The 23718-nt window shown below is 32.3% G+C and carries 29 protein-coding genes; 25 read left to right on the top strand and 4 right to left on the bottom strand.

What is annotated here, in order from left to right:
• Positions 1 to 124: 124 nt before the first annotated feature.
• The 3 genes from H0V01_10555 (at position 125) to H0V01_10545 (ending at position 2260) form a co-directional block, all read left to right on the top strand.
• Positions 125 to 376: a hypothetical protein gene (locus H0V01_10555; protein MBA2583809.1), complete on the top strand. Its 252-nt coding sequence runs from the start codon at positions 125 to 127 to the stop codon at positions 374 to 376.
• A 334-nt stretch (positions 377 to 710) separates the two neighbouring features.
• Complete coding sequence (locus H0V01_10550; protein ID MBA2583808.1) at positions 711 to 923, top strand: hypothetical protein; 213 nt, start codon at positions 711 to 713, stop codon at positions 921 to 923.
• Between the two features lie 623 nt (positions 924 to 1546).
• Complete coding sequence (locus tag H0V01_10545) at positions 1547 to 2260, top strand: alpha/beta fold hydrolase (protein MBA2583807.1); 714 nt, start codon at positions 1547 to 1549, stop codon at positions 2258 to 2260.
• Between the two features lie 113 nt (positions 2261 to 2373).
• On the opposite strand, the gene H0V01_10540 is transcribed toward H0V01_10545, so the two are convergent.
• The gene (locus H0V01_10540) at positions 2374 to 2829 is read right to left on the bottom strand and encodes a GNAT family N-acetyltransferase (GenBank protein MBA2583806.1); all 456 of its coding nucleotides are present in this window, start codon (positions 2827 to 2829) and stop codon (positions 2374 to 2376) included.
• Between the two features lie 117 nt (positions 2830 to 2946).
• On the opposite strand from H0V01_10540, the gene H0V01_10535 reads away from it, so the two are divergent.
• From H0V01_10535 to H0V01_10460, 16 genes are all read left to right on the top strand, one after another.
• Complete coding sequence (locus tag H0V01_10535) at positions 2947 to 4968, top strand: PD40 domain-containing protein (GenBank protein MBA2583805.1); 2022 nt, start codon at positions 2947 to 2949, stop codon at positions 4966 to 4968.
• A gap of 117 nt (positions 4969 to 5085) precedes the next feature.
• On the top strand, positions 5086 to 7401 hold the full coding sequence (locus tag H0V01_10530; GenBank protein ID MBA2583804.1) for a DUF748 domain-containing protein: 2316 nt from the start codon (positions 5086 to 5088) through the stop codon (positions 7399 to 7401).
• A 450-nt stretch (positions 7402 to 7851) separates the two neighbouring features.
• Entirely contained in the window at positions 7852 to 8232 is a 381-nt protein-coding gene (locus tag H0V01_10525; GenBank protein MBA2583803.1) for a hypothetical protein, read from the top strand.
• Between the two features lie 214 nt (positions 8233 to 8446).
• Positions 8447 to 8629 carry a general stress protein CsbD gene (locus tag H0V01_10520; protein ID MBA2583802.1) on the top strand — a complete coding sequence of 61 codons (183 nt, stop codon included), beginning with the start codon at positions 8447 to 8449 and terminating at the stop codon, positions 8627 to 8629.
• Positions 8630 to 8673: 44 nt separating this feature from the next.
• Positions 8674 to 9102: a peptidase M23 gene (locus H0V01_10515; protein MBA2583801.1), complete on the top strand. Its 429-nt coding sequence runs from the start codon at positions 8674 to 8676 to the stop codon at positions 9100 to 9102.
• 75 nt (positions 9103 to 9177) lie between these two features.
• Complete coding sequence (locus H0V01_10510) at positions 9178 to 9876, top strand: PorT family protein (GenBank protein MBA2583800.1); 699 nt, start codon at positions 9178 to 9180, stop codon at positions 9874 to 9876.
• A gap of 49 nt (positions 9877 to 9925) precedes the next feature.
• Complete coding sequence (locus H0V01_10505; protein MBA2583799.1) at positions 9926 to 10480, top strand: hypothetical protein; 555 nt, start codon at positions 9926 to 9928, stop codon at positions 10478 to 10480.
• A gap of 191 nt (positions 10481 to 10671) precedes the next feature.
• Positions 10672 to 10827 (top strand): lmo0937 family membrane protein, encoded by a 156-nt coding sequence (locus H0V01_10500; protein ID MBA2583798.1) that lies wholly within the window; start codon positions 10672 to 10674, stop codon positions 10825 to 10827.
• Positions 10828 to 10865: 38 nt separating this feature from the next.
• The gene (locus H0V01_10495) at positions 10866 to 11138 is read left to right on the top strand and encodes a YtxH domain-containing protein (GenBank protein ID MBA2583797.1); all 273 of its coding nucleotides are present in this window, start codon (positions 10866 to 10868) and stop codon (positions 11136 to 11138) included.
• Between the two features lie 77 nt (positions 11139 to 11215).
• A complete protein-coding gene (locus tag H0V01_10490) occupies positions 11216 to 11554 on the top strand; it encodes a hypothetical protein (GenBank protein ID MBA2583796.1) in 339 nt (112 codons plus the stop codon).
• 7 nt (positions 11555 to 11561) lie between these two features.
• Positions 11562 to 11963: a hypothetical protein gene (locus tag H0V01_10485; protein MBA2583795.1), complete on the top strand. Its 402-nt coding sequence runs from the start codon at positions 11562 to 11564 to the stop codon at positions 11961 to 11963.
• Between the two features lie 25 nt (positions 11964 to 11988).
• The gene (locus H0V01_10480) at positions 11989 to 12813 is read left to right on the top strand and encodes an ABC transporter permease (protein ID MBA2583794.1); all 825 of its coding nucleotides are present in this window, start codon (positions 11989 to 11991) and stop codon (positions 12811 to 12813) included.
• A gap of 5 nt (positions 12814 to 12818) precedes the next feature.
• Positions 12819 to 13544: an ATP-binding cassette domain-containing protein gene (locus H0V01_10475; protein ID MBA2583793.1), complete on the top strand. Its 726-nt coding sequence runs from the start codon at positions 12819 to 12821 to the stop codon at positions 13542 to 13544.
• Positions 13545 to 13583: 39 nt separating this feature from the next.
• Positions 13584 to 14291, top strand: a complete 708-nt coding sequence (locus tag H0V01_10470) for an MCE family protein (protein ID MBA2583792.1) — start codon at positions 13584 to 13586, stop codon at positions 14289 to 14291.
• 120 nt (positions 14292 to 14411) lie between these two features.
• Entirely contained in the window at positions 14412 to 15590 is a 1179-nt protein-coding gene (locus H0V01_10465) for an AI-2E family transporter (protein ID MBA2583791.1), read from the top strand.
• Positions 15591 to 15644: 54 nt separating this feature from the next.
• Entirely contained in the window at positions 15645 to 16205 is a 561-nt protein-coding gene (locus tag H0V01_10460; protein MBA2583790.1) for a hypothetical protein, read from the top strand.
• Positions 16206 to 16344: 139 nt separating this feature from the next.
• On the opposite strand, the gene H0V01_10455 is transcribed toward H0V01_10460, so the two are convergent.
• The 3 genes from H0V01_10455 to H0V01_10445 form a co-directional block, all read right to left on the bottom strand.
• Positions 16345 to 17175, bottom strand: coding sequence for an MBL fold metallo-hydrolase (locus tag H0V01_10455; GenBank protein ID MBA2583789.1), 831 nt, complete (start codon positions 17173 to 17175; stop codon positions 16345 to 16347).
• 84 nt (positions 17176 to 17259) lie between these two features.
• The gene (locus H0V01_10450; protein MBA2583788.1) at positions 17260 to 17517 is read right to left on the bottom strand and encodes an Abi family protein; all 258 of its coding nucleotides are present in this window, start codon (positions 17515 to 17517) and stop codon (positions 17260 to 17262) included.
• Positions 17518 to 17688: 171 nt separating this feature from the next.
• On the bottom strand, positions 17689 to 18039 hold the full coding sequence (locus tag H0V01_10445) for a hypothetical protein (GenBank protein ID MBA2583787.1): 351 nt from the start codon (positions 18037 to 18039) through the stop codon (positions 17689 to 17691).
• A gap of 351 nt (positions 18040 to 18390) precedes the next feature.
• On the opposite strand from H0V01_10445, the gene H0V01_10440 reads away from it, so the two are divergent.
• The 6 genes from H0V01_10440 (at position 18391) to H0V01_10415 (ending at position 23281) form a co-directional block, all read left to right on the top strand.
• Positions 18391 to 20067: a hypothetical protein gene (locus tag H0V01_10440; protein ID MBA2583786.1), complete on the top strand. Its 1677-nt coding sequence runs from the start codon at positions 18391 to 18393 to the stop codon at positions 20065 to 20067.
• Between the two features lie 11 nt (positions 20068 to 20078).
• The gene (locus tag H0V01_10435) at positions 20079 to 20762 is read left to right on the top strand and encodes a PorT family protein (GenBank protein ID MBA2583785.1); all 684 of its coding nucleotides are present in this window, start codon (positions 20079 to 20081) and stop codon (positions 20760 to 20762) included.
• Between the two features lie 38 nt (positions 20763 to 20800).
• Complete coding sequence (locus tag H0V01_10430; GenBank protein MBA2583784.1) at positions 20801 to 21340, top strand: hypothetical protein; 540 nt, start codon at positions 20801 to 20803, stop codon at positions 21338 to 21340.
• Between the two features lie 163 nt (positions 21341 to 21503).
• The gene (locus tag H0V01_10425) at positions 21504 to 21707 is read left to right on the top strand and encodes a hypothetical protein (GenBank protein MBA2583783.1); all 204 of its coding nucleotides are present in this window, start codon (positions 21504 to 21506) and stop codon (positions 21705 to 21707) included.
• Positions 21708 to 21755: 48 nt separating this feature from the next.
• Positions 21756 to 22730, top strand: coding sequence for a hypothetical protein (locus tag H0V01_10420; protein MBA2583782.1), 975 nt, complete (start codon positions 21756 to 21758; stop codon positions 22728 to 22730).
• The gene (locus tag H0V01_10415) at positions 22712 to 23281 is read left to right on the top strand and encodes a T9SS type A sorting domain-containing protein (protein MBA2583781.1); all 570 of its coding nucleotides are present in this window, start codon (positions 22712 to 22714) and stop codon (positions 23279 to 23281) included. The genes H0V01_10420 and H0V01_10415 overlap by 19 nt, the downstream gene beginning before the upstream one ends.
• Positions 23282 to 23718: the final 437 nt, after the last annotated feature.

Raw genomic sequence — 23718 nt, 5'->3', positions numbered from 1 at the left:
CAATGCAAAAATAAAAGCTTTTAGGTCTGCTTTTAGAGGAGTTAGAAATGTAAGTTTTTTCTTGTTCAGATTAGCAAATATTTATGCTTAGAAATTTGCAGCCCCCAACTTTTCCGCTTGATCCATGCTAACCGCAAATGACAATATTGAAATTGCATCAAAGTCATTTACCCATGGGGCTTCTGATTATGTTGTTAAAAGTGAAACACAATTTAAAAAAATCAATTATTCCTTATTCAATCTAATAAAAATTTTAGAGGTGAATGCCGAAGCAAAGGGATACAAACGACTTCTTGTTGCTTCCTTCATTGGTATTGCCATTATATTTTCCGCTGTTGTATTAATTCAGGTTTTTGCCCCATCTCTTCTTGATTAATGGTGTAAATGAGTCCAAAAATATTTTGAATTTCAAATTCCCAATGAGTTTTATTTTATAGATGTGTGAATCATGCAAATATTTGATGCAATTCTAAAACAATGCGCTATATTAATTGCTCACATTTGTATTGTTAAAAATTAATTTTTGATTCGCCTAATCCTGCAACTGGGATTGCAATGCACATTAAAATAAACTGGCTGCAATAAACTTTTGTTTACACTAAAAACACATTTATAAAACCTTGCAATAGCCGAACAGATGAAAAATTAAGGGGGAGGTATATGAATTAATCAAAATTAAATACTGATTATTAATTCTTATCACAAATATCATGAAAACACAAATTGAAAAAATAAAACCAATAGATAAAGTTGCTTTTAAGATTCTGAAAATTGTAAGCGAAAAATCTAATCCATATACTTTTCTTTCAGGTAAAGCAACAGAAGAATGCATACAAAAAGAAAGTCGTATAGGAGAAAAAAGGCCATTCACTTTTACCAGTTTACCTGATGATGATTACCTGGAGTTTACCATTAAGTTCTGAAAACCAATATTTACAACTTAAAGCAGGAGTTTACTATTTACTAGCCTAATTCAATGCCTACATAAGTGTAATTGCAACTATCACTATTAGGTGAGATAAAAATGCAATTACCACCGAAAAGAGGTAAATTAACCTCATATTTAGTATTTGACATTTAACACCAAAAAAATGTTAACTGAAAAACTAAAACATATTTTCAATGGTGAGGAAAATGAACTTTATTCGATAATGTTATCCTTTATCTTGTCCAGTAATAGCATTTACAAATCGGTGCGATTTACCACAGGCGAAGAATTGGCAAGCAAAATTTCAACAGCTCTAAATAAATTATTTTATTTCCTTTTGATAACAATAATCCTGGCATTAGGAGTTTTTTCCTATAAGTAAAAAAACGAGTTTCAATAACAGAAAGAATTATACTAAATTTAGATGGAAAACAAGCAAAAAAAGAGGCTGTGAAAAGTAAAAAACCCATCAATTACCTTAAAAAAATAGTTTTACATGCGCACAATAGGAAACGATATTAGGATAAATGTAATAATCACAGCGTATGTTATAGCGATCAAGGACCAGATGATGCTTCTTCGATAATATTTATTCACGGTTTTCCCTTCAATAAATCCATGTGGGATCCTCAAGTGCAAGCACTCATGGATAATTACCGGGTAATTACATATGATATTCGCGGCCATGGAAATTCTGATAGTGGGAATGAAGACTTCTCAATTGAACTTTTTGTTAAAGACCTAATAGGCCTGATAAATGCCCTGGAAATCGATAAAACATTTCTCTGTGGCTTATCCATGGGAGGGTATATTGCATTAAATGCTATTGAAAACTATCCACACTATTTTAATGCCCTTATATTAAGTGATACTCAATGTATAGCCGATACTCCCGAGGTAAAGGAAAAAAGAATGAAAACAATTGAAAAAATCAAGGAAAACGGAGTAGAAAAATACGCGGATGAGAGTATTAAAAATCTTTTTGCAACTGAATCTTTTACAACAAAAGTTAAAGAAACAATTACAGTTAAAGAAATGATAGTGAATACTTCCGAAAAATCGCTTTGCAATACATTGCTTGCCTTATCTTTAAGAAATGAAACATGCAGCAATCTTAATCAGATTAAAGTACCCATACTTATTATGGTAGGAAAAGAAGATAAAATTACACCTCCCGATGCATCCTGGCTGATGCATGAAAAAACCCATAACTCCTTGTTAATCCCTATTGAACAGGCAGGCCATTTAGCGAACCTAGAGAATCCTATCATCTTTAATGATTCATTGATCAGCTTTGTTCAACAGATTAATGCAAACCAAAAATGCATTTAAATTCAAAAATCCTGAAAGGAATAAATTGGAAAAAGTTTTTCATTTGCAAGCATAATGTGCTTGAATTTTTATAGTACCAATCAGAAAATGAAGTCAAATTTTTCTGCCCGTTTTTATTGTTGTCTCTTTTCCATTCTATATAAATCAAAACCTTTTGCCCAGTAATCCTTTGAAACTTCTACAAGTTTAAAACCATGTTTTTCATAAAATTTATATGCAAGCTGGCTGGTTCTTACAGAAATAATTTGAAGGTGATTAAAGGATTTTAATAGTGTTAATCTGTGATTCAAAAGTAAACTTCCTATTCCTTTGGCTTGAAAATGTGGGTGTATAATATCCCAACTTATTTTTGCGGTTGTTAAATCATCCGAAAAATTAATCCCCCCACATGCTACAATTTTTTTTTCATATTCAACAACAAAATAATTTTCAATTTCATTTTCCAAATAATAAATCAAATCATTTTCTTCTTTGGGAGAAAAATACTTTGGTGTATTCATTTTCAATAGAGCCATAATAAACGATTTGTCTTTCGTTTCATACGATTTAATTGATACTTGATCCTTCATTTTTATAGCTTGATACTTGCTTACAAATATGTGAATAATATAACTAATTCCTAAAGTTGTGTAATATTTTTTGCAATTAAGATACTCATCTTTGTATATAATAAACCTAAACTCAAGATGAAAAACCTTATTTCCCTTACTATATTAGTCTTATTGAGCCTGTATAACCTTTGTGCCCAAAACGGAAAAGGCACTTTTGAAAAAGATTTTAATCGTGCAGAAAAATCATTTTCTGAGGTTTATAAACATGCCAAAGGCGAATTGTTGAATAATTCAAAAGATGGATATGCCGCCTCGTTACCAATATTCCTTGAACTTTATGAAAAAAATCCTGAAAACATGAATTTAGCTTTCAAAATAGGTGTTTGCCATCAAAGTTCAAGAATAAACAGATCTAAGGCCATTCCTTATTTCAGCACGGCTGTTACTTCGGTTTCAAAAGATTGCCAGCAAGATTCATACAAGGAAAAAAATGCACCGCTAATAACCTATAAATTCCTTGGCGATGCTTATCATTTGGATTACCAGTTTGACAAGGCCATTGAAATTTATGAAAAATTTAAAGCACTTATGGCAGAAAACAATAGTATGGATAAGGACCTTTTTATAGAAACAAACAGAAAAATAGAGGAGTGTAAATCAGGAAAACAATTGGTTGCAAATCCTATGAAGGTTAAGATTGAAAACATGGGAAGTACTATTAACTCACCTTATGCTGATTACTCTCCCGTTTTGTCAGCCGATCAGAATACTCTTTTTTTTACATCGCGCAGACCTAATACTAAAAACGAGCAAAAAGACAGTGAGGGCAATTTTATGGAAGACATTTACATGGCAACCAAGACCAAAACTGGCTGGGCTAAAGCAGAAGGCATAGGTGCCCCAATAAACACAGACTGGCATGAGGCTACAGTAGGAATCTCTCCTGATGGACAAACCATATTAATTTACAAGGATGATTATGGAATAGGAAATATCTATTCCACATCCTTAGATGGTGACAAATGGAGCAATCCTGTAAAGCTAAACGATAACATAAATACAAAACACTGGGAACCAAGTGCCTTTATTTCAGCGGATGGCAATAGCCTTTACTTTACAAGCGACAGGCCTGGTGGATTTGGTGGTAGGGATTTATATTTAAGCAAACGTAAACATGATGGAGACTGGGAAAAGGCAGTTAATATGGGACCAAATATTAATACCATTTATGATGAAGATGCTCCTTTCATTCATCCCGATGGTGTTACCCTAATGTTTAGTTCCTCTGGACACAACACTATGGGTGGATTTGATGTGTTTACCAGCTTACTTTCCAGTGATGGAAATTGGTCACAACCAGTAAATGCAGGCTATCCAATCAATACTACAGACGATGATATATTTTATATGGTTAGTCCTGATAGCCGTACTGCTTACTTCTCTTCTTTTAGAGAAGGAGGGTATGGTGGAAAAGACAATTATCAAATGACTTTCCTTAATCGTGAACCTACGCCCCTTACATTGATTAAAGGAAATGTTTATGATGAATCAGGTAAAACTGCAAAGAAAGTTTTTATTACAGTAACTGATAATGAAACCGAAGAAGTAGTTGGGGTTTACAACACAAACAGTAAAACAGGACAATTTCTTTTTATTCTTACACCAGGAAAAAATTACAACATTACTTATCAAGGCGAAGGTCACTTGTTTTATTCTGAAAACATGGAAATACCTAAGAAATCGAATTATTATGAAATAAAAAGAGAAGTATTACTAAATCCAATTGTTGTAGGTTCAAAAATTATTTTGAACAATATTTTCTTTGATTTCGACAAAGCCACTTTGCGTCCTTTATCCAATGTGGAATTAAAGAATCTTTTACAACTTATGAAAAGCAATCCCAACCTAAAAGTAGAAATTTCGGGACATACCGACAGCAAAGGTGATGCTAAATACAACCAGAAACTTTCTGAAGAACGGGCACAAGCAGTTGTAAGCAAACTTGAGGCAAATGGCATTAAGGCCAGTCGAATGAAGGCTAAAGGATACGGCAAAGCAATGCCAGCAGCACTCAATAAAAATGCAAATGGAACAGACAATCCAGAAGGAAGGCAACTCAACCGAAGAGTTGAATTGAAAATTACTGAAATTAATTAAAGCGAAATCCAAACTCAAAGAGGAGAATCAATTCAACTTTCTTCTCTTGAATGAGCCCGTTTGACATCATAATACTTTAAAACATAGTAAAACAATTTTCAACATTTTTATAATCCCATGAGTAAATTAAAAAAATCACTACTTATTAGTGGAATTGTCCTTGTAATCCTTGTGGGGGGAGTGATTCTTTTTATTTCCCCTATCACAAAATATTTAATTCAAAAGTACGATGAAAAATATACAGGCAGACAAATTACAATAGACTGGGCATATACAAATCCATTTACCGGATTCATTCATCTTAGCAATCTTAAAATATACGAGAATAATAGCGATACCATTTTCTTTTCAGCAAAAGAAGTAAATGCAAATTTTAGCATGTTAAAAATGTTTTCTCAAACATATGAAATAAACAAGATCACTATTAATGAGCCCAGAGGTATAGTTATTCAAAACAAACTGAAATTTAATTTTGAAGACCTTATTGAAAAATTTACTACAGATTCCAATAGTGTGAATGCTCCTGTGCATTTTAATATTTTGGATATAAATATAAAAGATGGGGAATTTTATTACATAGATAAAGTAACGCCTATAAGTTATTTTATAAAACAGGTAAACATTCAAAGCACAGGAAAGCGTTGGAATTTGGATACTCTTGTTGCAAATTTTTCTTTTACGCCAGGAATTGGAAATGGTGATATAAAAGGAGATTTTGGTATGAATGTAAACACCAAGGATTATAGTCTTACGGTTATTGCCAACAAATATGATTTAAACTTTATTGGACAATATCTAAAAGATATAACAAACTATGGAAGCTTCTCTGCGAACCTTGATGCGCACATGAATGTAATAGGAAACTTTAATAATGGTAAAAACATTACTGCAAAGGGCATGGTGGCATTCAATGATTTCCATTTTGGAAAAACCCCTGATAACGACTATGCTTATTTTGAGAATCTGGCTATATCAATAAATGAATTAAGCCCGTTAAAACAGATGTATTTCTATGATTCAATAATACTTAACCGCCCTTACTTTAAATATGAGCGCTATGATTCCCTTGACAATTTACAGACTATGTTCGGGAAAAATGGAAATAACATTGAGAACACAATTGCAAATAATACTAAATTTAATCTTGTTATTGAAATAGCAAATTATATAAAACTGATTTCGCAAAATTTTTTACAAAGTCATTACAAAGTCGACAAACTGGCAATTTACAATAGCGATATAAAATTCAATGACTATTCTTTAAATGAAAAATTTACAATTGAATTAAATCCACTCACTATAATAGCTGATTCAATTGATACAAATAACAAGCGTGTAAATGTATCCGTTAAATCAGGAATTAAACCTTATGGTGATTTTTCCGGAACCCTTAGCATAAACCCTAAAGACAGTTCAGATTTTGATTTACATTATAATTTGCAGAATCTTCCTGTGGCTATGTTTAACCCTTACACTATCGAATATACTTCTTTCCCATTAGATAGAGGAACCATTGGATTTAATGGCACCTGGCATGTGAGAGATGGAGTTATAAATAGTGAAAATCATTTGCTTATTACAGACCCCCGCACGAGTAGCAGAATAAAAAACAAAAGCGTTAAATACATACCTATGCCACTGGTAATGGCATTTGTAAGAGATGGCAACAATGTTATTGATTACGAAATACCAATTACAGGAAATCTAAAGAATCCTAAATTTAATTTACGTGATGTATTCTTGAATTTATTAGAAAACATTTTTGTAAAACCTCCTACAACACCTTATAGAATGAAGGTAAACAGCATTGAAACCGAAATTGAAGAATCCTTTGTTTTAACGTGGAATACTCGCCAGAGTTTTCTGTTTTCTGACCAGAATAAATTTATTGAAAAACTCGCAGAATTTCTGAAAAAAAATCCTGAAGAAAACATTGTAGTACATCCTCATCACTTTGAACTTAAAGAAAAAGAATACATTTTGTTTTATGAGGCAAAGAAGAAATACTTCCTTACTTTCAACAATAAAACCTCCAAAACCTTCAATGAACTCGACTCAATAAAAGTTGAAAAAATGTCGGTAAAAGATGCTCAATTTATTCACTATTTAAACACCCAGGTTAAAGATTCATTGCTATTTACCGTGCAGGAAAAATGCATAAGACTGCTTGATGCATCTTTTCTTAATTCAAAGTATAAACAATTAAACAAGCAAAGAGAAGAAGATTTTCTTTCCTGTTTTAAGAAAGAAGAGGTGAGAAACCAGGTAAAGTTTTCCTCTGAACAGCGGGTTGTTCCTTACAATGGATTTTCATTTTACAAAATCGAATACAAAAGTGAGTTTCCAGAATCTTTAATTAAGGCTTACCAAAAAATGAATGAAATAAACGATAAGGCAGAACGTAAAAAAGAACTGCCGGTTTTTAAATTATAATTCTTATAAAAGTTCGTTTTTTTCTTGGCAGAATTAATTGAATGAAAATATCCTTTTGAATTGCAAACACTTTTGGGAATGGTTAAAACCTGGATAAAATCAGGTAGTAAACGGAGCGCGTGAACCTTTGGTTATAACATGGAAATTCAACCTTTTTTCCTTTTATTTAAATCAAAAACCATAGAATTATTACAGCCAGAAATAGTTTGAATAAGGCAGGCTTGAATTGCAACAATAAACTATAAAAGGAGCTGTTTTAACTGCCTTAAATAATTAATTTCCACTTCACTCAAACCAATCCAATTGTTTTAATCAAAGTGTGAATAATGTAATTTTTTTAAAAAATTTGTAACACTTTCCTCCTTTTTATACTTCACCTTTGATAAGCAATCTTCATTTATAAAATACTTTATGGATGAATGTCAAAAAACAATATTAAATACCAGGGTTATGGGAAATTTAAAGTCAATTCTTGCTAAAAAAATTCTTATCATAGATGAACAGTCGATCATAGGTTTAGAGTTACAAAAAAAACTGGAACAAAGCGGTTATAAAGTTGTGCGGGCCAATTCCTTTGACCAGTCCCACTCAAACATTAAACCAGATTTGGTTATTTCAGATACAGCACCAAGTACTTCCTCCTGTTTATATTTATTTAAAAAAGCTTTGGTAGGAAAATCCCTTCCAATAATATGCACCAATTCACAATGCATAGACAGATTATTAAGTGTAAAGGAATTAATAATTATTGCCAATTATTTAAAACCCTTTGATACCCAGGAAATCCTTAATAGTGTGAATGAGTATTTTAAATTAACATCAAAAGCATAAAAGGTTATATAACGCGCATAAAATTAAATGCAAAAAACAATACTTGCATTTGGATTGCTGATAGCATAATGGATAGGATGAGTTGAAATAGTGTTGTTTCCAAAAATCAAAACTGTGAATGATGTAACTAATTTAATAAGTTGTGTAACAATTATCGCCCCTTACTTGCGCACCTTTGTTAAAGAGAAATTTAAAGGCATTAAAAACAAAAAACATGTGTGATTCATCTGACGAAAACTGGGATCAGATAAAAAAGATACTCAAACAAAAACTCAATAACCTTACAAATAGCAAACTCTTATTAGAAGAGGGCAAAAGGGAAGAAATTCTAAAAAGGTTACAGAAAAAGTTTGGTAAATCAAAAGAAGAGATCCAAAAATTAATTTCTGATTTGTAATAAAGCATACCAATTAGGAATAAATTAATTTAAACGAAAAAAACATGAAAAATTCAATCTTAACACTATCAATTTACACTTGTTTATCAGCAGCAATATTTACAAGTTGCAGCTCAACAACAGATAAGGTAGAACAAGCAGAGAACAAGGTTATAGATGCAAACTGGGAATTAGAAAAAGCCAACAAGGAACATTTGGAAGAAGTTGAAAAATACCGTAAAGAAGTTGAAAATAAAATTGAGGCGAATAACAAAATTATTGCAGATTTTAATGCAAGAATTGAGAATGAAAAAAATGATGTTAAAGCTGATTATAGAAAGAAAATAGCAGAATTAGAAAGAAAAAACACTGACACAAAAAAGAAAATGGATGATTACAAGGTAGAGGGAAAAGAAAAATGGGCAGATTTTAAATCGAAATTCAACAGTGATCTTGAAGAGTTAGGAAAGGCATTAAGCAATTTTTTCAGTTAAAAAATCTATACAAAAAACCAGTAAATCATATAAAAACAGGTAAACAATATTAATAATACTTAAATAAAAAAAACCATGAAAAAATCTTTAATAATAATCGGACTATTTGCTTTAGCCTTTGGTACAAAGGTAAAAGCACAAGACTCAATGATGGTTGCAACGCCAAAGCCCGACTTTAACAGAGTAGAATTTGGAGTGCGTTTTATGCCTACGCTTTCTTCTTTTGATATGCAAACTTCAAGTGGAGGAACTATAAAAGGAGAAGCTACACTGGGATATGGATTTGGAGCCATTCTCGGTTTTAATTTTTCCAACCATGTTGGATTATCAGGAGAGATTATTTACAACTCACTTTCACAAAAATATACAGACAATGATATGCAGCGTGAATTTAATGTGCGTTATGTAAATATTCCTTTGCTGCTTTCGCTTAATACAGGTAAATCTAATCCTGTTAATTTAAAAGTTGAATTCGGGCCTCAAATAGGATATAGTTTAGGAGCAAGTGTTACAACTGCAGGAGGTGGTGATTCGGATACTTTACAAACTGTTATTTCAACCAAAAGTGGTGATTTTGGTGCCGCATACGGAGCAGGACTTGAATTTATTCTTAATTCAAAGAAAACCCTTCGTTTGGATATTGGATACCGTGGAGTATATGGTTTTGTAAATGTAAGCAATACAAACCAGCCTGCCGATGGTACTTATTATATTCTGGATAGAGCCATTGTTAGAACAAACTCAGCTTACCTTGGATTTACATGTTTATTTTAAACCAAAAAAACCATTAACAAAAACAACTAAAAAACAAAAAAACAAAAAAATGAAAACTAAAACACTCGCATCAATTTTATTCCTTATGATAATAGGGATTAATTCATTCGCACAGGAAAAATCATATCCTGAAAGCTATGGTAAAACCTTAAATTTAGGAGTAGGAATAGGATACTATGGTTATATTGGCCATTCAACCCCAACCTTGCATCTTAACTACGAATTCGACCTTTTTAGGAACTTTACCCTGGCCCCTTTTGTATCTATTTATACCTTCCAAAGAACTTATATTGATAAAAACGGTTACAGGTACAATTCTCGTTACACGGTAATTCCTGTTGGGGCTAAAGGAACCTATTATTTTGATGAATTGTTTAATGCTAATTCAAAATGGGATTTTTATGCTGCAGGTTCCTTGGGATTTGCACTTGTAAGCAACCGTGCTGATTATGGTTATTATCATGACAAAAATTATTACCGCTCACCAAGTCCGGTATACCTGGATCTTCATATTGGTGCAGAATATCATATCAATAATAGGCTAGGTGTTTTTCTTGACCTATCAAGCGGTACATCTACAATTGGTTTAGCAATTCACCATTAAAAAATACAATCATGGGAAACATCCTTAGTATTATAGCAGTAGTATTAGTTATTCTTTAGGCAATAGGCTTTATTGGTTATAGTGCACCAGAAACAATACACATACTATTAGCGATTGAATTAATTGCGGTTGTTTTTAGGATTATCAAAGGAAATGAATTAAATAATTTCACGCTTAAATAAAATTAAATCATGAGTAATATTCTTTATATCATAGCAGTAGTATTAGTTATCCTTTGGGCAATAGGCTTTGTAGGTTACAGTGCCGGAGGACTAATACACATGCTATTAGTAATTGCATTAATTGCAGTTATATTTCGAATTATTCAAGGGAGAAGGATTATATAATACCTCTCTTATTTCAAACAATTTAAAAACTAAAAAAAATGAAAAAGTCAAACGACAATGCAAAATTATTTGGAGCATTAATATTGGGCGCAGCCATTGGTGGAGCTCTGGGAATCTTATTTGCTCCTGACAAAGGAAGTGAAACAATGAAAAAACTTGCAGCTAAAGGAGATGACCTTGCAGAGAATATCAAAGAACAGTTAGGTGATATACTTGAAGATGTAAAAAAAGAAGTAAAATCATTAAAAGAAAAAGCAAATGGGTTTGTGGAGAATGGGGTAGCAAAGGTTGAAAAGTTTAAAGGGAACTAATCTAATTTCGAATCCATTTTTAACAATTTAATAGCCGGAATGAGTGCATTCCGGCTATTATTAAATAAAAAACTCTTATGCAGGCAAAAGCAAATTTAATTGAACCTCTACTGTTAAAGGCTGAGAAGTATAGCAAAACTAGCTTGGAATTATTTAAGCTAAAATCCCTGAATAAAACAGCAGATGTTAGCTCCACACTATTCTCCCGCTTATTATTAATTATAGTGCTTTCTATTTTTGCACTAACTTTGAATATTGCTATTGCACTTTGGCTGGGTGACCTATTAGGAAAGAACTACTTTGGCTTTTTACTTGTGGCTTCATTCTATGGGATAATTGGAATTATATTGTTTTATATGCATCCACTTATCAAAACCCAGGTAAATAATTCCATCATCACTCAAATGCTTAAATAATACGATTATGCAAAAAATAACATCAGTTAAAGATCTTAAAAATGCAATTGAGCAATTAGAGTATAAGCAAGCTCAGGAGTGGCCTTTACTAAAGGAAGAATTCCTGAACACCTTTGAAAAAATGAAGCCTTTAAACGTACTAAAAAGCACCTTCAAAGAGTTTACAACTTTACCTGATTTCAAAGAAGACATAATGGGAGCCACTATGGGAATAACGGCTGGTTATTTATCTAAATCATTAGTTGTAGGAGAGTCACATAATCCGTTAAAAAAATTACTTGGTTCACTTTTGCAATTAGGTGTTTCAAATGCTGTATCAAAAAATTCAGATACAATTAAATTAGTTGCCAGCAGCTTGTTTAATTTATTTACAAAAAAGATTGATCCCGAAAATGAAAAGTCCTTTTAATACTTTCTAATTTTTATTATTAAAAATGTCACAAGATTTAAAAACATCCGGAGAAACTGCTTTAAAAAAGGCATTGGTGCTTTCAAAGAGGCCCTCAAATGCATTAAAAGGCTTTTTTGAAGAGATTGCACAATTAACCTTGTTTTCAATGCGCTTTTTCCGTGAAGTCTTTGTACCTCCCTATGAATTAAGGGAACTTGGTAAACAAGCTTTTTTAATCGGCTATAAGTCTTTTCCACTTGTAGCCATCACCGGATTTATTATGGGCCTTGTACTAACCATACAAGCCAGGCCAACGCTTTCTGAGTTTGGTGCTGAATCCTGGTTGCCTGCAATGGTTGCGGTTTCTATTATCCGGGAAATCGGACCTGTAATTACTGCACTAATTTTTGCTGGAAAAGTAGGATCGGGTATTGGAGCAGAATTAGCCTCCATGAAAGTAACCGAACAAATTGATGCGATGGAAGTTTCAGGAATAAATCCTTTTAATTATATCGTAGTAACAAGAGTTCTCTCCGCAACGCTTATGCTACCCGTACTGGTAATTGTTGCTGATTCCATTTCCCTTTATGGTTCATATATTGGCGTTAATCTGCAAGGAGATGTAAGTTTTCAGCTTTTCTTTTTACAGGTCTTCGAAAAACTTTCTTTCATGGATGTTTTTCCTGCAATAATTAAAACATTTTTCTTTGGGTTTTCAATTGCTATAATTAGTTGTTATAAAGGGTACAATGCCACCAAGGGAACCGAAGGAGTTGGGCAGGCCGCAAACTCTGCTGTTGTACTCGCTTCATTATCCATATTTATTATTGACATGGTTGCAGTTCAAATAACCAGCCTTTTAAATTGATTGTTATGGAAACTGTTGTAGAAATAGAACACCTGAAAAAATCATTTGGAAGCAATGATGTACTTAAAGACATCAGTTTAAAAATTAATAAAGGTGAAAATCTTGTGATTTTCGGAAAATCAGGAAGCGGAAAATCAGTCCTGATAAAATGCCTTATTGGCCTTATTGAACCAGATGAAGGAAAAATTGTTGTTCTTGGAGAAACATTATCCGGCTTAAAAGGCAAGGATTTAAATGCATTGAGAAAAAAAGTAGGATTTCTTTTTCAAAGTGCCGCACTTTATGACTCTATGAGCGTAAGAGAGAATCTTGAATTTCCTTTACGTGATCTAAAAAGCAAATCAAGAGAAGAAATTAACACTTTGGTTTTAGACGCCCTTACAAATGTTGGCCTGGAAGAAGCAATCGAAAAAATGCCTTCAGAACTTTCAGGTGGAATGAAAAAAAGAGTTGGACTTGCCCGATCTTTAATATTAAAACCCGAAATTATACTATATGACGAGCCTACCACTGGTTTGGATCCTATTACATCAAAAGAAATAAGTAAATTGATTTTAGAGGTGCAAAAAAAATACAATACTGCAAGCATAATAATTACACATGATGTGGAGTGTGCGCGTATTACAGCCAACCGTATGGTAATAATTAATGAAGGATTGTGTGTGGCTGAAGGAACTTTTAAAGAGTTATCACAATCAAAAGATGAATGGGTGCGCTCATTCTTTGAATAAAACCCAAAAAGGAAAGTCTTTTATAATATGAACAGTATCATGAAAAAAACAACAGGAAATAATATAAGACTTGGAATACTTGTCTCCACAGGATTTATACTTTTTATAGCAGGAATATACTTTATTGGCCAAAAAGAGAATTTATTCAGCAGCACTTTTCATATAAGTGGAATATTTAAGGATGTTAGCGGACTCCAGGTTGGAAACAATGTGCGATTTTCAGGAATTAATGTAGGAATAATAGAAAGTATACAACAAATTACTGATTCAACTGTAAAGGTAGATATGGTGATTAATGAAAATTCCAGGCATTTTATTAAAAAAAATGCAAAAGCCCTTATTGGCTCAGATGGGTTAATGGGAAATAAAATTATGCTTATAATCCCGGGAACTCCTGGTGAAAAGGAATTATCAGACAATGATTTTATTGAAACATCTCAACCTGTTAATATGGATGAAATTTTACTTAATTTAAAAATAACAAGTGAAAATGCTGCAACAATTACCACTGATTTTGCTGCAATAATGGCCAATATTAGCAAGGGTAATGGAACAATAGGTAAATTATTTATGGATACTGTTTTTGCAAAAAATTTGGACCAAACCATCAAAAATTTACAACATGGGACAAAAGGATTCGAGGAAAATATGGATGCTGCCAAAAACAGTTTTCTATTGCGTGGGTCTTTGAAAAGAAAAGAAAGAAAAGAACTTAAAGAAGAACAAAAGAACAGCAATAAAAAATAAAGTCAACATATAATTAATCGGTTTTCGAAAAACATTACGCTTTATTTAATTTAGCATTGTAGTACTTTTTCACTAATGGATAATTGTGATTCAAAGAATTAAATTTAAAAAAATTATTCCATGGAAACTCAAACTTTAAATTACCCGCCTTATGTAAAATTGGCACTCACTCTGTTGAGCTTAAGCATTATTATTCTGGTGCTTTATTTTGGTCAATCTGTTTTAATTCCACTGTTTCTTGCTTTATTGTTTGCAATTATATTAAGGCCAGTGGTGGTTTTTTTTAATGCTAAATTAAAACTCCCACATGTTATTGCAGTTTTGGTATCGGTTGTATTATTTGTAATATTAATTGCCACAATTATTCTGTTTATTTCCTGGCAAATTTCTTATATCACTGAGGATTGGAATAAGATTCAAAAAAATTTTTCAAATCATTATGAACACATTCAGCACTGGATTAAACAACGCTATCATGTAAGCTATTACAAACAGAAAAATTATATCCAACAGGTTACCCAGAGTACAATGAATGGAAACAATACACTTGTAGGCAATACCTTGAGTTCATTCACCGATACCATAATCAATATTATCCTCACTCCTATTTATACATTTCTGATTCTATTGTACAGAAATCTTTTTATACAATTTCTTTCCTCAATAGTTTCTCAAAAAAATGAACAGAAACTCATAGACGTACTTATTAATATAAAAACAGTGGTTCAAAGTTACATTGTTGGATTACTTCTTGAAATGGGCGTTGTTGGTATATTAACAACATCTGGCTTAATGTTATTGGGCGTACAGTATGCAGTATTGCTGGGAGTTATTACTGCCATGCTTAATCTGATTCCCTATATTGGGATTTTTACAGCAGTACTTATTTCAATTCTGGTTACTCTTGTTACTTCAACAGATCCGTCATTAATTGTTGGGATTCTTGGACTAAACCTGATAGTTCAATTTATTGATAATAATATCCTGGTACCCAAAATTGTTGGAAACAAAATACGGATTAATGCCCTGGCATCCATGGTAGGAATTATTATTGGTGGGGCAATTGCAGGAATTGCAGGAATGTTTTTAGCCATTCCAATTGTTGCCATCCTAAAAGTGATTTTCGATCGTGTAGAACCCTTAAAACCCTGGGGAAAATTAATTGGAGATGATATGCCCAAAACATTTGAATGGCGCAATATTCTATTACCCGACTTTAACCTTGGAAACTCAAGTATTACAGAAGGTCCTCAAACCATCAACGACATTACTATTGATAATAAAACCAGTATTTCATAAAAAAATTCAACTTATTAATGCCTTTTGAATAATGGACAAAAAGAAAGAAGCCAGATGAAAAATATTTTTCCTGATAGAAAATTTTCCATTAAAAATAAAGCAAAGGAAAAATGCGCGGATGAATTAATCCTTGCAAATAAGAAACTTTTATTTCAAAACCTCCAAAAGGAAAAACAGGCTGAAGAGTTACTCAAGGCAATTGAGAAACTTGAATTTCAAAACAAGGAAAAAGTGAAAAGTGCTGAGGAATTATTCCTGGCAAACAAGGAACTTGTTTTTCAAAACCACGAAAAGGAAAAACGTACAATGGAATTAATGGTAGCCAATACAGAACTGAATAAAACCCAGGAATATTTGAAAAAAAACTTATTCGCACTGGAAGAAATGATGTTTATGGTTTCTCACAATTTAAAGCAGCCAATTGCCACTATTTTAGATTTATCCAATCTTCTTATTTTGTCAGAAAATTCACCATCCAAATTAAAAATATCAATTAAATATATAAAACAATCCGCTTTATCGCTGAATGATTTTTCCAAAGAATTGAATTCTCTTATTTGTTTTCTAAAACAACAAGGAAACAATAGAATTGAGTTTGAAAAAAAAGCAGGTTAATTTCCAATTGCAGCAAAGTACAAATTAAACTAAGGTTCATTTTATTTTCCCCTCACGTGTCTGATTGTATACCTCTGCTGGCTTTTTTAATAATTAAGCAAGAGTTTATGAAAACTAGTGTGGCATGGCCTTAAAACAGCTAAAATAAAGACAATTGAACAGGGCTTTGGGTTTCCCCACTTGGGATTGATTCTTGAAAACGCCCTTTCACTATTTTATAAACATCCGTTTCCTTATATCGTGATGCAACAACAACCTGTAGCTTTGGAGCATGTTTTACAAACAGCTCATTTACAAGTTTTGGGCAGTTGTTATCTTGTGAAAGATGAGATAAAAACAAATGACTCATAAATTTGGGCTTATGTTTCATTAAAATAGCCAGGGCTTGCTTATTTGATAAATGGCCTCTTCCTCCACTTATGCGTCTTTTTAAATTAAGGGGATACCTGCCTTTTTCAAGCATTTCAACATCATAATTTGCTTCTAAAAAAGCAGCATTACACAGCTTAAAATTTTGAATAACATGCTTGCAAGAAGCCCCTACATCAGTTATAACTCCAATGTTTACCCCATTACCGGAAACAATAAAACTATGTGGATCGCTGGCATCATGATATTTTGGAAATGCGGTAATGGAAAGCCCGCCAATTGCTACAGGCTCATATGCTTTGAATGTTTGCACTAATTCAAGATCCAATATAAGTTTACTGGATTTTAATGTTGGAGGGGTTATAAAAACAGCAAGCCGATGCTTTTTGGACAAAACCTTAAGTCCTCGAATATGATCAGAATGTTCATGGGAAATAAAAATTGCTTTTACCTTCTCCATGGACAGTCCCAGCCTCGCCATGCGTTTTTCAGTTTCCCTGCATGATATTCCTGCATCCACAAGTATTGCCTCCTTTTCATTGCCTATGTAATAGCAATTACCATTGCTGCCTGAATTTAATGAGCTAATGAAAAGTGACATGGTTGGTTTAACAAAAGTTGATTCCTTTTATTGCAAATATAATTGCTTATTTGATTTTTTGAAGCGGTACTATACTGTTTTCAACTAAATTAATTCTTTTTCCCGAATTTTTTGCCACGCAAACTTTAAAGCTTTGCGTAAAAATTTTGCAGTAGTCTTAAATTTATGTTCTTTTTTATTTTCTAATAATGGATACCAGTATCCGCTTAATCTATAATAACTGATATTCTCTAAAACATGAAGGGCTTTTTGCTCATTTTCTATTATCAGTCCTCTATTTTTTAATATCTCTACCTGGCCTAAATATGATAAAAATGGCTTTGAAAATGGCTTTTTACTCATCTATTTAAAAACAGAAAGATCACCCTAAGCGGCTGTTCAATGGGAAGCGGGGTGAGCATGTTGCTGCAATAGTAAAAAAAAATTTGATGGCTTTTTTAAAAATAATGTCTTTATAAACAATAACTTAAATGTAATAAATTTATTTTTTAAATGCAAAAACCTTTCCGTTTCTTAATTATTTGGTGCGTATCTAAATTTTATCGATGGTTCGATTACCTCAAAAATAAAGATGCTGCAGCAACAATTTTTGTTGCAGAAATCAACGATTTTTTGTTGAACTGGGAATTCACTTAAAACTCCTGGAACAAATTCCACAAATGGCAATATCTCCAGTAACATTATTTTTAGATTAAAAACTCTTCTAATTTCTTCATTGTTTTGTACTAGGATCCTTTTATATTTATCGTTGTTGGAAAACGTTGCAACGGTTAAATCAACGCTATCAACAAAAAGCGTTGATTGATTCAAAAAAGCCTGTAAACAAAGGAATTTATAATTGAATTTAAGCTTAAATATTTCCACTATCCCTACTTAAAACAAACTATTTTTATACATTTTAACCTTATTTTTAAAATGGTATCAACGCTTTTTGTTGCAGAATCAACAGTTTTTGTTGAAATGGAAATTCACTTAAAATTCCTGGAACAAATTCCAAAAATAAAATAATTGTTTAATCTTTTATTAGGAAAATCTAGGGGAGTTAATAAAAAGGATAAATAACAGCACTTGGAATACTTAAAACCGTTTTTATTAGAAATAAATTGACTTTCTAATAAGAATTTATTTCCTTTGCTTTTTAAACAACTCAAATGAAAAAAACACTTTTACCCCCCCAATCTACTTTTAAGGCTGATTAAGGCATCAATAAAGGCCATGGGCTTAGTATCAACAATGTTGATTGCAACTCTTTCTTTTGCACAAACAAACACTTTTCCAACCCATGGAAACGTAGGAGTTGGTACCTCAAACCCCAGTAAGAAACTGCACGTAAATGGTGAGTTTGTAGTTGATAGTGCCTCTACTTTTAAGCAAAAAGTTATTGTTGAACAAGATTTAAAAATTGAAGGTTCTACATTGGTAAATGGAAAATTAGGTATTGGAACCAATTTTCCTACAGAAAAGCTTGACATCGCAACTGGTAATTTAAGGCTGAGAAGCCAGTCTGGTTCTGGTCAACGATATGCTATAATTGACAATGATGGGAAAATTATTGCAGGAAATCCACTTGTACCTGCAATTCCTGGAGCTAATATTCCAAATGGACCCCAAAATGGTATAAATAACAACTGGTTAATCAATGGAAATAATAACATTAATGCTTCCCATTTTTTAGGAACAATCAATAATCAGGATCTACGGTTCAGAACCAACAATAACCAACAAATGGTATTGAACAATGTGGGCTTTCTAGGAATTGGAACCACCGCTCCTGAAAGTAAATTACACATTAAGTCTGATTATTACCAAATATATGATCCGGTTTGTCCAAATCCTCCATGCAATCCAAATGACGAAATAGGTTTATTAAGTTCATTTGCAGATGTAGCTCCCTTTCCTTCAATAAGATTTGAGAATATATTTACCTTTGGACCTACTACCAGCTACCATTCAAAATGGGAAATTGGAACAGATAAGAACTTTTTCATAAATAATATTACAAATATACAAACAGAACATTTTCTACGAACCTTAACAATTAGAGAAGACGGAAATATTGGAATAGGAACAGAAACACCTTCCTATAAATTAGATGTAGCTGGTAATGTGAATGCCACAGGTTTTTTGATAAATGGAGTTCCTATTGCTGGCGGTTCAAACTTTTGGCAAATTAATGGAAATCATGTTCATTACAGCGGAAATGGTTCTGTTGGAATTGGAACCAATAATCCGGCACAAAAACTGCACCTTCATAATGGAAATCTATTGCTTACAGGAAATACCAGCAGTCTGCTTTTTGGTAACGGAGTTGGAACCGGTGGCAATTGGGGAATAGAATATGATGACAATGCAGGCGGTTTGAATTTCTGGAAACCTTCCGGAAGTGTTGGAGGCTTTGGAAATTATTTTTTGTTTTTAAAGAATAATGGGAATGTAGGAATAGGAACAGATAATCCACAAGCTAAATTACATGTTAAAGTGGATAATGATAGTGATAAAGCATTTGCAGCTTATAAAGGAACCACTGAGCAATTTTTAATTACGGGAGATGGAAGGTTTTATGCAAGAGCGTATAGGATAAAAATGGGTAATTTTCCTGATTATGTATTTGAAGATAGTTATAAGAGGATGTCGCCTCAAGAAAAATCTGAGTATTTTAATAAAAATAAAAGATTACCATATATGCCTTCTGCAAAAGAAATTGAAAATGATGGTTTGGATGTTGGAGATGGCTTAATTGGAATTACGCGAAATACAGAGGAAAACTCATTGGATATTATAGAACTTTTTGAGAAAAACAAGGTTATAGCAACAATGAATAAAGAAAGAGATGAAAAAATAAAAAATCTGGAAATGGAAATAGAGGAATTAAAAAAGTTGATTAGAAAATAAAAAAATTCATGATGAGGTTCATTATATTTCCATTACTAATTTTATTGTCTTTAAGTATTGACGTTTTTGGACAGCAGGACTTGGGTGTAAAAGCAAATATCGGATTAAGCCGTATTGTTACAAACTTTGATTTTCCTGATCCAGCCCGGAAAAAATTGCAATTTGCACCCTCGGGACAGGCGGGATTGTATTACTCAAAAAAGATAAAAGAAAAAACATCCTTTGGTGCTGAACTATTATTTGTACAAATTGAAGATAAAATGCATGTTGAAACTCCAATGCCAGATAATCAAGGCAATTACACTGGTGAATTTATTACAAATAAATATTACAAGCATCTTTCTTATATGGCGCTTCCAGTTTATTACGGAATAAATATCAATAAAATTTCAGTTAATGCAGGTCTTCAATTCCTGTTATTAATAACAAGTAATGGCAGGCAAAAAGGGGAAATGAATTACAACGGAGAGGTAATAAGTTGGGACAATAATCACGGGAAATTAAATATTGACCGTTATGATTTTGGGCCAAGGGCCGGGATTATATATAAAATAACAGAAAAGTTTGATATAGAGGCAAATTACTATCAGGGGATCAATAATATTATTAACAATTCTTTGCAATCTTATTTTAGATGGAGAAATCAGCAATTGACTATTGGCATGAGGTACAAATTTTTAAACCCAATTAAATAAAAATTGAAGTTTTAAATAATTTATTTAAATATACAAGAATGAAAAACTCATTTTCCCTATTTTTTATCTATTTCACAATTATAACTGTTTATGGACAAGAAACTCTTTTAGAAAATAATTATAAAAAAATTGGATTCGAAGTAGCTACTATTGCATCTGGGACTGGTTTTTTTTTTACACCAATAACTGCATATAATATCAATAAACATTCTATTTCTATTGGCCCCAAATTGCCTCTTGAAAGCCGAGTTGGCGATAGTTTTGGACTCATTTGCGGATATAAATTTTATCCGAATGGAAGACAGAATAAAGTTAATTTTCATTTCTCTTTTAACTCCCAATTTTTAAGAGAAGTTAGACTATTAAGAATGGGAGATGAGAGAAAGGTCTTCCTTGAAAACACATTTGGATATGGATTCGAATTGAAATTATTTAAAGAATTGTATTTAACAAATGAAGTAGGAGGTGGAATAATGTATCGTTGGATAAAATATGAAGATAACCAGAACTATTTAGAAAAATATACAACTGGAATAATTACATTAGGAATTAGAAAAAGATTTAAAATAAAACATTAAGAAAAATTAAAAGTCAGAATTGTTAATAAAAAGTATTATGCTCCTTTTATTTTTAGTTAATTATTTTTAAAATAACATTTAAAAATGAAAAAACATATTGCAAGCATAAATTATTAAATAATGTAATATTATTTACAAGGCTAGAAAAATAAATATGTTTAAAATGAAAAGATTCTCATTTTTTATGATTGTATTGTTTATTTGTGTAAGCACAAAAATAATAGGTCAGTGTAATTTAATCAGAAATGGTAGTTTCGAAGAGCGTGACCCAAATGCAGATCCTAAGTACCCTAATTGGTCAAGTCAAGTTAAATATTTAAGGTATTGGGAGGATAGAGAAAATAATGCTAATCATTCCCCTGACTAGTATAGTAATGATACATCCTCTAGTTTTTATCAAGTAAAGGAAGATTTGTTGAATATCGGTATTAATTATGATAAAATTGATGCTGTTACGGGTTTCAATTATGTTGGAATGATGAAATGTGAATTAGTTCAACAACAATTCTCTGGAAGTAATAAACTTATAAAAAATAATACTTACCAATTAAAGATGTTTATTAGACCAGTGATATATAAAACATATGGGTATTATGGGAGTAGTTTAAGCTGGTCCAATCCGAATTTTGGTATACTCACAGTGAAACTCAGAAAGAGTAAAATGAGATATAGTATAGAAAACACTATTTGTTCTTCATCAAATTATTGTGATAAACTAAGTGAAAATTCAGGAAATACTATTCAAATATTAAATGAAACAATTACTTTAAATATATATCCTAATGGTAATTGGTATGAACTAAATGCTACTTTTAAAGCTCCATCAGATGCGGAGAGTTATGATTGGGTCGTAATAGAACTTTCCGATCAAGAATCAAATTGTGACACATATATTTTAATTGATGATGTATCAATTACAATGGACTGTGATGACTGTTCAAGAACTTCGGGTTGCATGAACCCATCAACCAATGATGTTCATTGGGCATGTTCTGCTGAAGCAACTAATTGTGCTCCTAATAATTATCTTAAATTTTGGAATTTAGATAATGTTAAGAAGGCAGAATTATATATTTATAATGTAAATTCAGCATTGATAAGTTCAAGTGTTGTAAAAAGCGAAAATGGCATCACTAACCCAATATACTGGGATGGAAAAAACATTAATGGTGGATTTGAAATGGTTCCTGGACCTTATTTGTATGAATTACATATGTGGAATGATTGTGGTAAAGCACCAGTTTTTAAAAATAGTTTTGAAAAGTCTCATTTTGGAACAGGGCCTTCAAGTTATCCCCCAGTTTATGAATATAGTGACATTATTACCCCCAAAGCCTGCTGTCAAAATGATATTTATGTGGATAATATTACTTGGAAGGCCCGGGTGTAATTGAATATCATGCTTCAAATAATTTATATATTGGCAATAATGTAACTATTGCAAATGATGCTGTTGTAATTTTCAGGGCGGGGAATGAAATTATTGGTGATCCCTACCATAACTCCAGTCCAAATGCAGATATTACAGCAGAAATTGTTCCCTGCGGAGACAACGAAAGACTTATGAGTGGGAATGAAGAGGGTAATGAAAGAAATCCGGATAACACAGCCATGTATAATTACAAGTATTATGAGCCGGATGCAAAGGAAACGGAACTAGAAACTGTAACTTTAATAGAAGATGCTTTTACAGCAAACCAACTGGAGTTTAATATCTACCCAAATCCTACCAATGGCAATTTTACAATAAACTTACCCTCAGAAACCACAGAGGCAGACATTGTTGTTTATGATGCAACGGGCAAAGTTGCCCTGCAAAAGAACATTTTAAATGATACATCTTTTGATGTTGACCTCTCCCATTGCTCACCCGGTTTATTTTTTGTAAAAGTAACATCTGGTGATTCTGTAAAAACCACTAAAGTTGTGTACCAGAGGTAATATTGAAGAATAAACAAAAGGTTAATCGATAAAACATTTGCCGCTTTTAAAGGTGATAACCTACCAATTTTAATTACCGATGTTGGAAGGTTTTATACACAAATTGGCTAAAATTTCCAGAATTAATCCTCTTTTATTTTAGCCAGTTCCCCCGAACCCACTTAATTTTATAAAAAAACCCTAAAATTAACTTGCCCAGTAGGAGCTAAGCTGTCCCCAGTAGGCGCGAAGCTGAAGCCAGGGTAAAGTGTAAGGGCTTCGTGACATAGTACCAGGCCAAGCTTTTGGAAAGGGTTTATAACCTTTGTTTCCCTGCTGAGCGGAGTTTTACTTAGACGCTGGGCGGTACAAATTCCCAGAAACAGAAGAAAAAACGTTTCCTGCATACCCGCAGGTGGGGCTGATTTGCAGCGTTTCTGTCCACCGGCACGAAAGGT

This window comes from Bacteroidota bacterium, assembly GCA_013696965.1.
Lineage (GTDB): Bacteria > Bacteroidota > Bacteroidia > JACCXN01 > JACCXN01 > JACCXN01.
This window is presented reverse-complemented; position numbering and strand designations above follow the sequence as displayed.

What these genes read in the sequence shown, in the direction of transcription:
- H0V01_10555 (MBA2583809.1), top strand. Translation starts at nt 125, where the DNA reads ATGCTAACCGCAAATGACAATATTGAAATTGCATCAAAGTCATTTACC.
- H0V01_10550 (MBA2583808.1), top strand. Translation starts at nt 711, where the DNA reads ATGAAAACACAAATTGAAAAAATAAAACCAATAGATAAAGTTGCTTTT.
- H0V01_10545 (MBA2583807.1), top strand. Translation starts at nt 1,547, where the DNA reads ATGTGGGATCCTCAAGTGCAAGCACTCATGGATAATTACCGGGTAATT.
- H0V01_10540 (MBA2583806.1), bottom strand. Translation starts at nt 2,829, where the DNA reads ATGAAGGATCAAGTATCAATTAAATCGTATGAAACGAAAGACAAATCG.
- H0V01_10535 (MBA2583805.1), top strand. Translation starts at nt 2,947, where the DNA reads ATGAAAAACCTTATTTCCCTTACTATATTAGTCTTATTGAGCCTGTAT.
- H0V01_10530 (MBA2583804.1), top strand. Translation starts at nt 5,086, where the DNA reads ATGAGTAAATTAAAAAAATCACTACTTATTAGTGGAATTGTCCTTGTA.
- H0V01_10525 (MBA2583803.1), top strand. Translation starts at nt 7,852, where the DNA reads ATGGGAAATTTAAAGTCAATTCTTGCTAAAAAAATTCTTATCATAGAT.
- H0V01_10520 (MBA2583802.1), top strand. Translation starts at nt 8,447, where the DNA reads ATGTGTGATTCATCTGACGAAAACTGGGATCAGATAAAAAAGATACTC.
- H0V01_10515 (MBA2583801.1), top strand. Translation starts at nt 8,674, where the DNA reads ATGAAAAATTCAATCTTAACACTATCAATTTACACTTGTTTATCAGCA.
- H0V01_10510 (MBA2583800.1), top strand. Translation starts at nt 9,178, where the DNA reads ATGAAAAAATCTTTAATAATAATCGGACTATTTGCTTTAGCCTTTGGT.
- H0V01_10505 (MBA2583799.1), top strand. Translation starts at nt 9,926, where the DNA reads ATGAAAACTAAAACACTCGCATCAATTTTATTCCTTATGATAATAGGG.
- H0V01_10500 (MBA2583798.1), top strand. Translation starts at nt 10,672, where the DNA reads ATGAGTAATATTCTTTATATCATAGCAGTAGTATTAGTTATCCTTTGG.
- H0V01_10495 (MBA2583797.1), top strand. Translation starts at nt 10,866, where the DNA reads ATGAAAAAGTCAAACGACAATGCAAAATTATTTGGAGCATTAATATTG.
- H0V01_10490 (MBA2583796.1), top strand. Translation starts at nt 11,216, where the DNA reads ATGCAGGCAAAAGCAAATTTAATTGAACCTCTACTGTTAAAGGCTGAG.
- H0V01_10485 (MBA2583795.1), top strand. Translation starts at nt 11,562, where the DNA reads ATGCAAAAAATAACATCAGTTAAAGATCTTAAAAATGCAATTGAGCAA.
- H0V01_10480 (MBA2583794.1), top strand. Translation starts at nt 11,989, where the DNA reads ATGTCACAAGATTTAAAAACATCCGGAGAAACTGCTTTAAAAAAGGCA.
- H0V01_10475 (MBA2583793.1), top strand. Translation starts at nt 12,819, where the DNA reads ATGGAAACTGTTGTAGAAATAGAACACCTGAAAAAATCATTTGGAAGC.
- H0V01_10470 (MBA2583792.1), top strand. Translation starts at nt 13,584, where the DNA reads ATGAAAAAAACAACAGGAAATAATATAAGACTTGGAATACTTGTCTCC.
- H0V01_10465 (MBA2583791.1), top strand. Translation starts at nt 14,412, where the DNA reads ATGGAAACTCAAACTTTAAATTACCCGCCTTATGTAAAATTGGCACTC.
- H0V01_10460 (MBA2583790.1), top strand. Translation starts at nt 15,645, where the DNA reads ATGAAAAATATTTTTCCTGATAGAAAATTTTCCATTAAAAATAAAGCA.
- H0V01_10455 (MBA2583789.1), bottom strand. Translation starts at nt 17,175, where the DNA reads ATGTCACTTTTCATTAGCTCATTAAATTCAGGCAGCAATGGTAATTGC.
- H0V01_10450 (MBA2583788.1), bottom strand. Translation starts at nt 17,517, where the DNA reads ATGAGTAAAAAGCCATTTTCAAAGCCATTTTTATCATATTTAGGCCAG.
- H0V01_10440 (MBA2583786.1), top strand. Translation starts at nt 18,391, where the DNA reads ATGGGCTTAGTATCAACAATGTTGATTGCAACTCTTTCTTTTGCACAA.
- H0V01_10435 (MBA2583785.1), top strand. Translation starts at nt 20,079, where the DNA reads ATGAGGTTCATTATATTTCCATTACTAATTTTATTGTCTTTAAGTATT.
- H0V01_10430 (MBA2583784.1), top strand. Translation starts at nt 20,801, where the DNA reads ATGAAAAACTCATTTTCCCTATTTTTTATCTATTTCACAATTATAACT.
- H0V01_10425 (MBA2583783.1), top strand. Translation starts at nt 21,504, where the DNA reads ATGAAAAGATTCTCATTTTTTATGATTGTATTGTTTATTTGTGTAAGC.